At 65.2% G+C, this 12,683-nt stretch carries 8 protein-coding genes; all 8 read right to left on the reverse strand.

Annotated elements, in window-relative coordinates:
• Nucleotides 1–37: 37 nt before the first annotated feature.
• Complete coding sequence (locus ASE76_RS13340) at nucleotides 38–4,786, reverse strand: glutamate synthase-related protein (RefSeq protein ID WP_055840267.1); 4,749 nt, start codon at nucleotides 4,784–4,786, stop codon at nucleotides 38–40.
• Nucleotides 4,787–4,978: 192 nt separating this feature from the next.
• Entirely contained in the window at nucleotides 4,979–5,683 is a 705-nt protein-coding gene (locus tag ASE76_RS13345; protein WP_055840269.1) for a transposase, read from the reverse strand.
• A gap of 240 nt (nucleotides 5,684–5,923) precedes the next feature.
• Nucleotides 5,924–6,820 (reverse strand): SAM-dependent methyltransferase, encoded by an 897-nt coding sequence (locus ASE76_RS13350; protein WP_082448472.1) that lies wholly within the window; start codon nucleotides 6,818–6,820, stop codon nucleotides 5,924–5,926.
• Entirely contained in the window at nucleotides 6,817–7,434 is a 618-nt protein-coding gene (locus ASE76_RS13355) for a DUF1415 domain-containing protein (RefSeq protein ID WP_369793411.1), read from the reverse strand. Before ASE76_RS13355 ends, ASE76_RS13350 begins: the two co-directional genes overlap by 4 nt.
• Before the next feature lie 102 nt (nucleotides 7,435–7,536).
• On the reverse strand, nucleotides 7,537–8,706 hold the full coding sequence (locus ASE76_RS13360) for a deoxyguanosinetriphosphate triphosphohydrolase (protein WP_055840495.1): 1,170 nt from the start codon (nucleotides 8,704–8,706) through the stop codon (nucleotides 7,537–7,539).
• Entirely contained in the window at nucleotides 8,703–9,815 is a 1,113-nt protein-coding gene (gene aroB, locus ASE76_RS13365) for a 3-dehydroquinate synthase (protein ID WP_236698433.1), read from the reverse strand. The genes ASE76_RS13360 and aroB overlap by 4 nt, the downstream gene beginning before the upstream one ends.
• A gap of 290 nt (nucleotides 9,816–10,105) precedes the next feature.
• The gene (locus ASE76_RS13370; protein WP_055840497.1) at nucleotides 10,106–10,600 is read right to left on the reverse strand and encodes a shikimate kinase; all 495 of its coding nucleotides are present in this window, start codon (nucleotides 10,598–10,600) and stop codon (nucleotides 10,106–10,108) included.
• Between the two features lie 28 nt (nucleotides 10,601–10,628).
• Complete coding sequence (locus ASE76_RS20670) at nucleotides 10,629–12,668, reverse strand: hypothetical protein (RefSeq protein WP_156362750.1); 2,040 nt, start codon at nucleotides 12,666–12,668, stop codon at nucleotides 10,629–10,631.
• Nucleotides 12,669–12,683 lie beyond the last annotated feature (15 nt).

Consider the following 12,683-nt stretch of genomic DNA (forward strand, 5'->3'; position numbering starts at 1 on the left):
GACCGTGGTGTCCTTCTAATCGTGGTGGTACGGCGCACTACTTGGCGGGCGCCGCTTCCTTGCTCTTCTTGGAATCGACCACGGGCGGCGTGGGCGATTCGGCGACGACGCGGCGGGCGTAGATCTCGGCCAGCGCGCGCTTGTATTCGGTCGGGAACACCTTCACGAACTTCGTCCGCGCGACCTTCCAGTCGTCGAGCAGTTCGCGGGCGCGCTTGCTGCCGGTCCAGCGGTTGTGGTCCTCCAGAAGCTTGCGCAGCGTCGCCTCGTCGGTCTGGTCGCGGTGCCAGATGTTGCGGTGCACGTTGGCGGTCTGCTCGGCGACGGTGGTGACCTTCTCCAGGGTGACCATCGCCATGTTGCAGCGGCTGGCGAACTCGCCGTCCTCGTCGTAGACATAGGCCACGCCGCCGCTCATGCCGGCCGCGAAGTTGCGGCCGGTCTTGCCCAGCACCGCCACCGTCCCGCCGGTCATGTATTCGCAGCCGTGGTCGCCGGTGCCCTCGACCACCGCGGTGGCACCCGACAGCCGCACCGCGAAGCGTTCGCCGGCCACGCCCGCGAAATACGATTCGCCTTCGGTCGCACCGTACATCACCGTGTTGCCGACGATGGTGTTGCGGGCCGCCTCGCCCCGGAAGTCGAGGCTCGGCCGCACCACAATCCGGCCGCCCGACAGGCCCTTGCCGGTGTAGTCGTTGGCGTCGCCGATCAGGTAGAGCGTGATGCCGCGGGTAAGGAAGGCGCCGAACGATTGGCCGCCGGTGCCTTCGAGCTGGATGTGGATCGTGTCGTCGGGCAGGCCTTCGGGATGCACCCGTGTCACCGCGCCGGAGAGCATGGCGCCGACGGTGCGGTTGACGTTCTTCGCCACTTCCATGAAACGCACCCGCTCGCCGCGCTCGATTGCCGGACGCGACTTCTCGATCAGCCGGCGGTCTAGCGTCGCCGAGATGTTGTGGTCCTGCGTCTCGGTGTGGAAGCGCGGGACATCGGCCGGTGCGGTCGACTGAGCGAACAGCCGGCCGAAATCGAGGCCGCGGGCCTTCCAGTGCGAGATACCCTTCTTGGTGTCGAGCAGGTCCACCCGGCCGATCATGTCGTCGAACTTGCGGATGCCCAGTTGGGCCATGATCAGGCGCACTTCTTCGGCGATGAAGAAGAAGTAGTTGACCACGTGCTCGGGCTTGCCGGAGAACTTGGCGCGCAGCACCGGATCCTGCGTGGCCACGCCCACCGGGCAGGTGTTGAGGTGGCACTTGCGCATCATGATGCAGCCTTCGACCACCAGCGGCGCGGTGGCGAAGCCGAACTCGTCGGCACCCAGCAGCGCGCCGATGGCGACGTCGCGGCCGGTCTTCATCTGGCCGTCGGCCTGCACCCGGATGCGGCTGCGCAGGCGGTTCAGCACCAGGGTCTGCTGGGTCTCGGCCAGGCCGATCTCCCACGGACCGCCGGCATGCTTGATCGACGACCAGGGCGATGCACCGGTGCCGCCGTCGTGGCCGGCGATCACCACATGGTCGCTCTTGCACTTGGCCACGCCTGCGGCGATGGTGCCCACGCCCACCTCGGACACCAGCTTGACGCTGATGTCGGCATGCGGCGCCACGTTCTTCAGGTCGTGGATCAGCTGGGCCAAGTCCTCGATCGAATAGATGTCGTGGTGCGGTGGCGGGCTGATGAGGCCGACGCCCGGCACCGAGTGGCGCAGCTTGCCGATGTACTCGGACACCTTGCCGCCGGGCAACTGGCCGCCCTCGCCAGGCTTGGCGCCCTGGGCCATCTTGATCTGGATCTGGTCGGCGCTGCTCAGGTATTCGGCGGTGACGCCGAACCGGCCCGAGGCCACCTGCTTGATCCTGGAGCGTAGCGAGTCGCCCGCCTGCAGCGGCAGGTCGACCTCGACGTTGGCGGCGCCGATCACGCTCTTGAGGGTATCGCCGACCTTGATCGGGATGCCCTTGAGCTCATTGCGGTAGCGGTTCTCGTCCTCGCCGCCCTCGCCGGTGTTGCTCTTGCCGCCGATGCGGTTCATCGCCACCGCCAGCGTGGCGTGCGCCTCGGTCGAGATCGAGCCGAGCGACATCGCGCCGGTGGCGAAGCGCTTGACGATGTCGGCCGCGGGCTCCACCTCTTCCACCGGAATGGCCTTGGCCGGATCGATCTTGAACTCGAACAGGCCGCGCAGCGTCATGTGGCGGCGGCTCTGGTCGTTGATGATCTGGGCGTACTCCTTGTACGTGTTCCAGTTGTTGGCACGGGTCGAATGCTGCAGCTTGGCGATCGCGTCGGGCGTCCACATGTGCTCTTCGCCGCGGGCGCGCCAGGCGTATTCGCCGCCGGCGTCGAGCATCGTCTCCAGCACCGGGTCGTCGCTGAACGCAGCCTTGTGCTGGCGGATCGCCTCTTCCGCGATCTCGAAGATGCCGATGCCTTCGACGCGGGTCGAGGTGCCGGTGAAGTACTGCTGGACCGTCTCGGTGTTGATGCCGATCGCCTCGAACAGCTGCGCACCGCAGTAGCTCATGTAGGTGCTCACGCCCATCTTGGACATGATCTTCGACAGGCCCTTGCCGATCGCCTTGACGTAGTTGTAGATCGCCTTGTCGGCCGACAGGTCGCCGGGCAGGTCCTTGTGCAGGTCGGCCAGGGTTTCCATCGCCAGGTACGGGTGCACTGCCTCGGCGCCGTAGCCGGCCAGCACGCCGAAGTGGTGCACCTCGCGGGCCGAACCGGTCGCCACCACCAGGCCGGCGCTGGTGCGCAGGCCTTCGCGGATCAGGTGCTGGTGGATCGTCGAGAGCGCCAGCAGCGCAGGGATCGCCACCTGGGTCGGGCTGACCGCCCGGTCGGTGATGATCAGGATGTTGTGACCGCTCTTGATCGCATCGACCGCTTCGGCGCAGAGCGATGCCAGCTTGGCCTCGACGCCCTCGTGGCCCCAGGCCAGCGGATAGGTGATGTCGAGCCGGTGGCTCTTGAACTTGCCCTGGGTCGCCGCCTCGATGTTGTTGAGCTTGGCCATGTCCTCGAAGTCGAGGATCGGCTGCGCCACTTCCAGCCGCAGCGGCGGGTTGACCTGGTTGATGTCGAGCAGGTTGGGCTTGGGGCCGATGAAGCTCACCAGCGACATGACGATCGCCTCGCGGATCGGGTCGATCGGCGGGTTCGTCACCTGGGCGAACATCTGCTTGAAGTAGTTGTAGAGCGGCTTGTCCTTCGACGACAGCACGGCCAGCGGGCTGTCGTTGCCCATCGAGCCGATGCCCTCTTCGCCGTTGCGCGCCATCGGCGACAGCAGGAACTTGACGTCTTCCTGGGTGTAGCCGAAGGCCTGCTGCCGGTCGAGCAGCGTGGCATCCGGGGCGGTCGCGGCCTGCGCCACCGTGTCGGCGGCGGGCGCGGCAACGTTGTCGAGCTTGATCCGCAGGTTCTCGATCCACTGCTTGTACGGCTTGCTGTTGGCGAGGGTCGCCTTCAGCTCGTCGTCGTCGATCATGCGGCCCTGTTCCAGGTCGATCAGCAGCATCTTGCCGGGCTGCAGGCGCCACTTGCGAACGATCTTGTTCTCGGGGATCGGCAGCACGCCCGACTCGGAGCCCAGGATGACCAGATCGTCGTCGGTGACGCAGTAGCGCGACGGGCGCAGGCCGTTGCGGTCGAGGGTGGCGCCGATCTGGCGGCCGTCGGTGAAGACCAGGGAGGCCGGGCCGTCCCACGGCTCCATCATCGCGGCGTGGTATTCGTAGAAGGCGCGGCGGCGCGAGTCCATGCCGGCGTTCTGCTCCCACGGCTCGGGCACCATCATCATGACGGCCTGGCTGATCGGGTAGCCGGCCATCGTCAGCAGCTCAAGGCAGTTGTCGAAGGTGGCGGTGTCGGACTGGCCGGCGAAGCTGATCGGGTAGAGCTTCTGCAGGTCGGCGCCCAGCACCGGCGACGACATCACGCCTTCGCGCGCCTTCATCCAGTTGTAGTTGCCCTTGACCGTGTTGATCTCGCCGTTGTGGGCGACGTAGCGGTACGGGTGGGCCAGCGGCCACTCGGGGAAGGTGTTGGTGGAGAAGCGCTGGTGCACCAGGCCGATGGCCGAGACGCAGCGGGCGTCCTGCAGGTCGAAGTAGTAGGTGCCCACCTGGTCGGCCAGCAGCAGGCCCTTGTAGACCACGGTGCGGCTCGACATGCTCGGAACGTAGTATTCCTTGCTGTGCTTCAACTTCAGGTTCTGAATGTTGGCGCTGGCCGTCTTGCGGATGACGTAGAGCTTGCGCTCCAGCGCGTCCTGCACGATCACGTCTGCGCCGCGGCCGATGAAGATCTGCCGCAGAATCGGCTCGGTCTTCTTGACCTGGGGCGACATCGGCATCTCGCGGTTGACCGGCACGTCGCGCCAGCCAAGCAGCACCTGGCCCTCTGCCTTGATCGCGCGCTCCATCTCCTGCTCGCAGGCCAGGCGCGAGGCGTGCTCCTTCGGCAGGAAGATCATGCCGACACCGTACTCGCCGGCCGGCGGCAGCGTTACGCCCTGGGCCGCCATTTCCTCGCGGTACAGCGCATCGGGAATCTGGATCAGGATGCCCGCACCGTCGCCCATCAGCTTGTCGGCACCGACGGCGCCACGGTGGTCGATGTTCTCCAGGATCTTGAGCGCCTGCGTCACGATGTCGTGCCGCTTCTCGCCCTTGATGTGCGCCACGAAGCCGAGGCCGCAGGCATCGTGCTCGTTGCTGGAAGAGTACAGACCGTTGTCTTGGAGATGCTTGATCTCTACAGCCGTCGTCATGGCGTGCTCCTGTCTTGAATCGCTGAGGGCGCGGGATTTTTCGCGTGGGATGCGAAGCATAGTGCGATGCAACAAAGAAGCCAAACTATTTAAATGGGGTCAGATTCCAAATAATAGTTGAATATTTTCATCGGAAAATAATAGGGGACACATCAAATTCGCGAGGTAGAGAAGAGAGCTTTTGCCATCGAATCAGATGGAGGCGTTCGGCCGGCCCGGCGGGCGCCCGGCGCGTGCACGCGTCACCCGGCGCGCCGTTTGCGCCTGCAAGGCCGCAGCGAATTCCGGCGACCCCATCGCCCATCCACGCTGCGTGTCGCTCTCGATCCGCTCCCGGTCGGCGGCAGAGAGTCCTGCTTCGACCAGTGCCGCATAGGCCGCCTCGCGCGCGAACGGCGTGTTGCCGAGGTCCCACACCACCGGATGCGGCTTGAGCCAGCGTTCCTGCACCTGCCCGATCCAGTGCCGGTGGCTCGACCAGCCGTGGTCGGCCGGCCGGAGGGTCAGCTGCGCATGCACGGCAGCCAGGTCGATCGCCACCATGCAGGGCAGCAGGTAGCGGCCGGCCTCCACCACCGTCGACCGGTAGCGGCCCTCCCACAACGTGCCGGTGCGGCCGTGCCGGTCGTTGAAATACCGCACGTACCGCCGGCCGACGGCCTGCATCCAGCCCGGCAACCCGCTCTCGGACCCCTCGGGCGTCACCAGGAGCTGCAGCCGGTTGTCGAGCAGCGTGTACGCATGCACTGCGATGCCGAACGCCGCCGCATGGTCGGCCAGCAGGTGCACCATGAACGCCCGGTCCGCATCGTCGCGGACGATCGGCACGCCGTCGTTGCCGCGCAGCATCACATGGTGGGGAAGACCGGCAACGGTCAGACGGGCGAGACGGGCCATGGCGCGATGATAGGGAGTGACTCGCCGCCGGGGCCGGCCTGCGCAACCGAGCAGTTGCCAGGCAGTCACGGATCCAGCACCTGCTGGAACGCAAATGCTACATTTTTAGTAGCGCAAGGTCCTTATGGATAGCCGGCCGGGAACCGCTTTGCTTACCTATTCGGATGTGGGACCACGCGACCTCGGAACCGCCGACCAACAACCGCGGGCACCAGCCGGATATGCGGGAGGTCCCGGCGCTCAGACGGGCATCGGCACCCGCGCAAAACGGGTTTCCGCCAGCGCCTGCAACCCGAACTGCTCCAGGATCGCATGGAGCCGTTTGGCAGCGCTGCGCTTCTTCTGACCGGTCCAGCGGGCCACGATCAGCTCGTTCTTCATGCTGTGCTCCCAGCCGACCAGTTCGGTCACGGTGACCTGGTAGCCGCTGGCCTCCAGGTACAGGCAGCGCAGCACGTTGGTGATCTGGCTGCCGAGTTCGCGGGTGTGCAGCGGATGGCGCCACAGCTCTGCCAGCGGCGTGCGGGCCAGCGCCAGGGCCTTGTTCTGGCGTAGGCACGCGGCGGCTTCCGCCTGGCAGCAGGGCACCAGCACCATGCAACGCGCGTTCTTGGCCAGGCCGAAGTCGATCGCGTCGTCGGTGGCGGTATCGCAGGCATGCAGGGCGGTGACCATGTCGATCCGCGCCGGCAAGGCGTCGGAGGTGGTCGATTCGGCCACGCTCAGCGGAAGGAAGGACATGCGATCGAACCCCAGTCGCGCCGCGAGGGCCTGCGACTTCTGCACCAGTTCGGCACGGGTCTCGATGCCGTAGATATGGCCCGACCCGAGGGCCTTGAAGAACAGGTCGTAGACGATGAAGCCGAGGTAGGACTTGCCCGCCCCATGGTCGGCCAGCGTGGCGCCGGCGCCGCCCTCGGGCAGTTCCTTCAGCAGCGTCTCGATGAACTGGAAGAGGTGGTAGACCTGCTTCAGCTTGCGGCGCGAATCCTGGTTCAGCCGGCCGTCGCGGGTGAGGATGTGCAGTTCCTGCAGCAGCTCGATCGACTGCCCGGGACGCAGTTCGTCGGCCACCGACGGTGCCGGCGGTGCGCCGCGTGCGGGCGCCTTGTGCAGAGGGCGTGCGGTCTTGTTCATACACCCTCCCCTGCGGCACGGTGCGCGGCGCCGGCCGATACGTCGAGCGCCGACCAGCCGGCGGATCCGATCCGCTCCAGCGTCTCCATGTTGCGCTCGTAGATCGCTTCGGCCTCCGGAAACGCTTCCACCGCCCGGTCGAGGCTGGTCTCCCGCAACAGGTGCAGGGTCGGCCAGGGTGCGCGGTTGGTGCAGTTGGTCACATCGTCGGGCTCGGTGCCGGCGAAGCAGTAATCGGGATGGAAGCTGGCCAGCTGCAGCACGCCGTCGAACCCGGCGCGCCGCAGACGGCGCTCGGCGCGGCCGAGAAAATCGTTGAAATCCAGAAAATCTCTCAGACAGCCTGTCGCTATCAAAAGTGTAGTGTCCAGCCGGCGCGGGTCTTCGGCTACGAGGCTTTTCGCTTCGGATTCCAATGCGTCCAGCAGATCGCCTTCCGACGCCGTGGCGCAGGCGGCGTACCGCACCTGCGCCTTGGCATGGACCGCCTTGGCGAAAGGACACAGGTTGAGCCCGATCACGGCGCGCTCCAGCCAGCGCCGGGTATCGGCGATGGCGGCCTCGTCGCAGGCGACCGGCGCGGAATCGGAAACAGGAAGGGGCACGGCGGTCACCAGGAAGGATTCGGCGGACGGCAGATGCACCGCTCGCAGGGGCGCGAATTTTACGGTGCGCCGCACTTTCGCGGTCCCGCCGCGGCCGGAGCCCTGCCCGCGCTAGGGGAAGAGGCGGATGCCGGTGAGCCGCTCGTGCTCGCGGGTGGCGAAGCGGTCGGTCATGCCGGCCACGTAGTCGGCCACCACGCGCTCGGGCGACATCGGCCCTTCGCCGTCGCTCGCATGCGCACGAGCGTTCGGGCTGGCCCGCATCTCGCCCGGTGCCGAGCGGTAGGCATCGAACAACTCCCGCACCACCCGCCGTGCATGGCCGGTGGTGGCCATCACCTGAGGATGCCGGTAGAGGTCCTGGAACAGGAAACGCTTGAGCGCGGTCGATTCGCGGCGCATCGCGTCGCCGAAACGCACCAGCGGCGAACCCTGGCGCGCGGCATCGGCCGTCGGCGGCGCCGCATGGCCTACCGCGACGCCGGTGGCATCGATCACGTCGTAGACCTGCGCGCTGAGCATCCGGCGGATCGTCTCGTGCAGCAGGCGCCGCCTGGCGCCATCTGCCGCCAGCGACGGATGGGCAGCCAGCGCCTCGTCGCGGTAGCGGGCGAAGAGCGGCACCGCATCGAGTTGCTCCAGCGTGATCAGGCCCGAGCGCACGCCGTCGTCGATGTCGTGCGCGTTGTAGGCGATCTCGTCGGCCAGGTTGCAGAGCTGCGCCTCCAGGCTCGGCTGGGTGCGGTCGAGGAACCGACGCGCGACACCGCCAGGCTCCTGCGCGTCGATCCGCTCGGCATTCGCGCGCGAACAGTGCTTGAGGATGCCTTCGCGCATCTCGAAGCAGAGGTTCAGCCCGTCATAGTCGGGGTAGCGCTCTTCCAGCAGGTCGACCACCCGCAGGCTCTGCAGGTTGTGCTCGAAGCCGCCGTGGCCGGCCATGCAGGCATCCAGCTCGTCCTGGCCGGCATGCCCGAACGGCGTGTGGCCCAGGTCGTGCGCCAGCGCGATGCCTTCGACCAGGTCCTCGTTGAGCCGCAACGACCGTGCGATCGACCGGCCGAGCTGCGCCACCTCCAGCGAATGGGTCAGCCGCGTGCGAAATAAATCGCCCTCGTGGTTCAGGAATACCTGCGTCTTGTAGACCAGCCGCCGGAATGCGGTGGAATGCACGATCCGGTCGCGGTCGCGCTGGAAATCGGTACGGGTGGGCGCGGGTATCTCGGCAAAACGCCGGCCGCGGCTCCGGTAGGGGTCGCTGGCGTACGGTGCCAGCATCACGCCGGCACGCAGCACGCGTCGATCACCTGGCGCACCAGCGCGTCCGGCGCCGACCGCACCACCGCGCGACCGGGGCCGTCGATCAGCACGAAACGGATTTCGCCGCCTTCGGCTTTCTTGTCGACCTGCATCAGGTCGAGGTAGCGGCCCGCGTTGTCGGCCGCATTCAGCACCGGTCCGACGACCGGCAGGCCGGCACGCACCACCAGCGCCGTCAGCCGCTCGACGAAGGCGGCATCGACCAGCCCCAGCCGCTGCGACAGGTGGGCGGCCATCACCATGCCGCAGCCGACGCCTTCGCCGTGCAGCCAGTTGCCGTAGCCCATGCCCGCCTCGATCGCGTGGCCGAAGGTGTGGCCGAAGTTCAGGATCGCCCGCAGCCCGGTCTCGCGCTCGTCGGCCGCCACCACGGTCGCCTTGATCTCGCAGCTGCGGCGCACCGCATAGGCCAGTGCGTCGACCTCGCAGGCCCGCAGCGCATCGACGTTCGACTCGATCCAGTCGAAGAAGTCCATGTCGTAGATCGGGCCGTACTTGATGACCTCGGCCAGGCCCGCGCTGATCTCGCGCGGCGGCAGGGTGCGCAATGTGTCGAGATCGCACACCACCAGTTGCGGCTGGTAGAACGCGCCGATCATGTTCTTGCCCAGCGGATGGTTGATCGCCGTCTTCCCGCCCACCGACGAATCCACCTGGGCCAGCAGCGTGGTCGGCACCTGTACGAAGGGCACGCCGCGCATATAGCAGGCGGCCGCGAAGCCGGTCATATCGCCCACGACCCCGCCGCCGAGGGCGAAAAGGACGGTCTTGCGATCGCAGGCGTTGGCGAGCAGCGTGTCGAAGACGAGGTTCAGCGATTCCCAGGTCTTGTGGCTTTCGCCGTCGGGCAGCGAGACCGTGTGCAGCTGAGCGTACTGCGGCGCGAGCGCGGCACGCAGGCGCGCTTCATACAGCGGCGCGACGGTGGGGTTGGTGACGATCAGCGCAGTACCGGCACGTGGAAGATCGCCATACGTCTGCGGGGCCCCGAGCAGGCCCGGGCCGATTGCGATGCCGTAGCTGCGCGGACCGAAGTCGATCCGCACCTCTTCTACTGGCTTTGCAGTCACGGAAGACAGCGGTACTGCCGGATATGAAAAGACGGAAGCATTTGCGGGCATCGAACACTAAGCCTGATAGGCGACGAAAGGAGGGGGCGAATCCGGCAGGAAACCGGCGACAGCTGGTTTCAGACAGCAGCAAAGGTATGGCCGTGAGATCGGGCCGGGAGCCAGTGTAAGAGGTCAGCGTATACCCGCCATTCCTTCGACCTGCGACCGGAAAGCAGCTCGAATGCGCCAGGGCACGGCAGGCCGTAGTTGCAGATGCTACGGACCCAGGAAGCGCACCATCTCTGAAGTCAAGCGTGCGGACGGCCGGGGCCGACGAGCGATTGCACCAGCACGCTGGCCGGCAACCTGCCCGTCTCGATGATTTCATGCGCGATTTCGCGGTACAACGGATCGCGGTCGTGGTACAGAGACTTCAGCCGCTGCATCGGATCATCGACCTGCAGCAGTGGCCGGGTGCGGTCATGGCGCAGCCGCCGAAACAGATTTTCCGGTGCGGAGTGCAGGTAGATAACCCGACCCGCCCGCCGCAACGATTGCCGATTCTCGGCCCTGAGGACCGCGCCGCCGCCTGTCGCCAAAACCACGGCCGTCCGGCCACACAGTTCCCGCAGCACTTCGCTTTCGAGCAGGCGAAAGGCGGCTTCACCCTCCTGTTCGAAATACGAGAGCACACTGCAGCCCAGCCGCTGCTCGATCACATGGTCAGTGTCGAGGAACTGCAGGCCGAGGTGGTGGGCCAACTGGCGGCCGATGGTGGATTTCCCGGATCCGGGAAGACCCACCAAGGCGATGGCGCTCGCGTTGCTCAGGTCAAGGCACCGTAACGTTGATTTGCGATGTCTTGTTGATCGAGCCCGACGTCACCGCCACCTTCACTGCAATAGTTTGACCCGAAGCACAGCCTGCCAACGTTACACGGTGCTCGGTAGGCTCAATACTGCTACCGATGGCGGTGCCGCCAATCGTCGGGACACAGGTTCCGGCCGTTCCCACAACAGACACTGAAAGGCCGGCATCTGCAGGCAGTGGATTGCCGTCGAGGTCAGCCAAACGAATGTCGAAGCCGCTGCTCGAAAGACTCAGCAGTGCAGTTCGCTTGTTAGCCGGAATGGTCGCGTCGTAACTGTTAGGGGAACCAATCTCGCCACCCGAAAATACGACAGTGATCGATCGACGAACCTTTCCGTATCCGTCCCACTTGCCATTACATGTATTGGCTTGGGAAAGACCAACATTGGTGTTGGATGAGCAAGCCTGGGTTCCAACCGCCGACGCCTGAATCGGATAGGTCACTTCACCTTCATCCGTACCGGTAACCAGATTCTTGTAAGCCGGCGTGAACGTCTTGTTTTCGTCCTTGTCGAGGAACGGGATGCCCATGTCCTCAAACTTTTCGCCACTGTCGTACCGGTTGTTGTTATTGGCGTCGATAAAGTCTTCTTCGCCGTCAGCATATGCCAGGATGGTTACGCGGCCTGGGCGAGGATCCCCATTCGGAGCAGAAGATCCCAATGGACGGTAATTCTGGCCAATCAGCGTCACCGTGCAACGGCCGCCAGATATCACACAGCTGCTTGCGCCGGCGGTGTTGAGTTGACCACCTTCCGCAACGAGCACTACCGGCGTCCCATCCGGAACAGGGTTACCCTGACGGTCTGCTGCAAAAACGGAGATGCCTACGCTGTTCCCGTTGAACTGATCAGTGAACTGTCCCCCAGCATAGAAGTTGAACTGAGTAGTAGATATGTCGAAAAACCGCTGAGTCGGCAGACCGGTCTGGATGGTCAACAGGTTGGAGGCCGCAAACAAGGCTGGCGCGCTTACCAGCGAGGCCCGAACCTGAACAGTTGCGGGCAGCGTACCGGCGCACACCGAATAAGACACCACGCCGTCAGCGCCCGACGTCGCCACCGATGGAGCACCGCAGAAATTGATACCGCCGTCGGTATTGGTTAGCACGGCACTGACATCCTGCCCTGCAACTGCACTACCGACAGCGTTTACGACCCGGAAACTCACGATCGAACGGCTTACGCCTGGAGAGCCGGTCTGGTAAATGAGCGTGGGGGCCGCACTCACGAACTGAACACCGGTCGTGGGTGGCGCAGTCACGGTATAGCCAGCAGATGCATTGACGGTGCCCGCTTGGGCATTGACAGTGCAACTGCCAACGTTAGTCGTTTGAATGACCGCGCTGGCCTTCCCGTTGTTATCGACGGCAGAACTTGCCGGGGAAACAGTTCCGCAGGAACTGCTGAAAACAACCGACGCCGAATTGGATGTGGCAGCTTGGCCATTGACCAATACATTGACACTTACGCTCACCGACTGACCGCTTTGCACTGATGTTGGCGACACGGTCAATCCTTGCAGCGCCACGGTACCTGCGGTGATGGTCAGATCATAAGTTTGCGTGAGCGTTGCTCCCGCCACATCCGCCGTCACCGTGGCGCGCACCACGCCTACCGAACTGACAGAAGCAGGTGCGACGCGTATCAGTGCGACTCCGTTGTCGTCGGTTAGCTGACTGGATGCCACCGGCAGTACAGCCTGCGTACTATCGAGCGCAACAACAACCCGCTGAGATTTGACCGGAACACCAGCGGCGTTTTTGACAGTAGCCTTGATGAAAAATGGCTGCGTTAGAGAGAGCACCCGGCTGGTCGATTCAACCCCGTTGGCATCAGCGCCCGTGACAACCAAAGTTGCAGTTGCAACAGGCGTCGTAGTACCACCGGTGCCCGTACCACCCCCCAGGCCCGGCGTTCCGGAACTGCCCCCGCCGCCGCCACAACCCGCGATGAGAGCCGTTGTGATAGCCAAAGCAGCTATGTTCTTGATTTGTTTCATAGGTAGGTCCCTTCC

This window comes from Xylophilus sp. Leaf220 (genome assembly GCF_001421705.1).
GTDB lineage: Bacteria > Pseudomonadota > Gammaproteobacteria > Burkholderiales > Burkholderiaceae_C > Xylophilus.

Excerpts from the sequence above, each read along its gene's own strand:
- ASE76_RS13345 (WP_055840269.1), bottom strand. The coding sequence starts at position 5,683 with ATGGCCCGTCTCGCCCGTCTGACCGTTGCCGGTCTTCCCCACCATGTG.
- ASE76_RS20670 (WP_156362750.1), bottom strand. The coding sequence starts at position 12,668 with ATGAAACAAATCAAGAACATAGCTGCTTTGGCTATCACAACGGCTCTC.
- ASE76_RS13340 (WP_055840267.1), bottom strand. The coding sequence starts at position 4,786 with ATGACGACGGCTGTAGAGATCAAGCATCTCCAAGACAACGGTCTGTAC.
- ASE76_RS13350 (WP_082448472.1), bottom strand. The coding sequence starts at position 6,820 with ATGAACAAGACCGCACGCCCTCTGCACAAGGCGCCCGCACGCGGCGCA.